The organism is Virgibacillus xinjiangensis, from assembly GCF_042643145.1.
In the GTDB taxonomy this organism is placed as follows: domain Bacteria; phylum Bacillota; class Bacilli; order Bacillales; family Amphibacillaceae; genus Virgibacillus_O; species Virgibacillus_O xinjiangensis.
This window is the reverse complement of the sequence record NZ_JBHRSA010000054.1, coordinates 1-594: the sequence shown is the minus strand read 5'-3', so window position 1 is coordinate 594 and position 594 is coordinate 1. Positions and strand designations below refer to the sequence as shown.

Genomic DNA, 594 nt, shown 5'->3' with positions numbered 1-594 from the left:
AAGGTGCGGCTGGATCACCTCCTTTCTAAGGATATATGAAAAGGCTGAAACGACTGATCAGCGGCGATTTGCATAAGTAAGGAACCGCCAAGCAATGCTTTTGTGCTTGAAGTGATCATGGCTTGTGTCATGAGCCGTTAGAGTTGAAGCTGGATTACGGAAGACTGCTGGTTGTTTGGTTCAGTTTTGAGGGATTGATTACAATCCATGGGTAGATGGGCCTGTAGCTCAGCTGGTTAGAGCGCACGCCTGATAAGCGTGAGGTCGGTGGTTCGAGTCCACTCAGGCCCACCATCTATAAAAATATTCCATACGGGGCCTTAGCTCAGCTGGGAGAGCGCCTGCCTTGCACGCAGGAGGTCAGCGGTTCGATCCCGCTAGGCTCCATTTTTGTACCTTGAAAACTAAATAAGAGCAATACCAACGACATCTAATTTAAGAAGGCGTAAGTGACTGAACAAAGGCGAACGCATAAGCAAGGGAACGAAGAGTGCTGGTTTTGCACTCAATGTGTTCATCACTTATGACGGCAGCCTTTAGGAGCTGAAGCTGGATTAATCAAAGCGATAATCGCTTATTCATTGTAAATATAGT

Annotated in this window: 2 tRNA genes; both read left to right on the top strand. The window is 47.0% G+C overall.

The features are described from left to right. The first annotated feature begins 217 nt into the window (after positions 1-217). Positions 218-294: transfer RNA gene (locus ACFOGI_RS14790), tRNA-Ile, on the top strand. 20 nt (positions 295-314) lie between these two features. Further along, positions 315-387, top strand: a tRNA-Ala gene (locus ACFOGI_RS14785). Positions 388-594 lie beyond the last annotated feature (207 nt).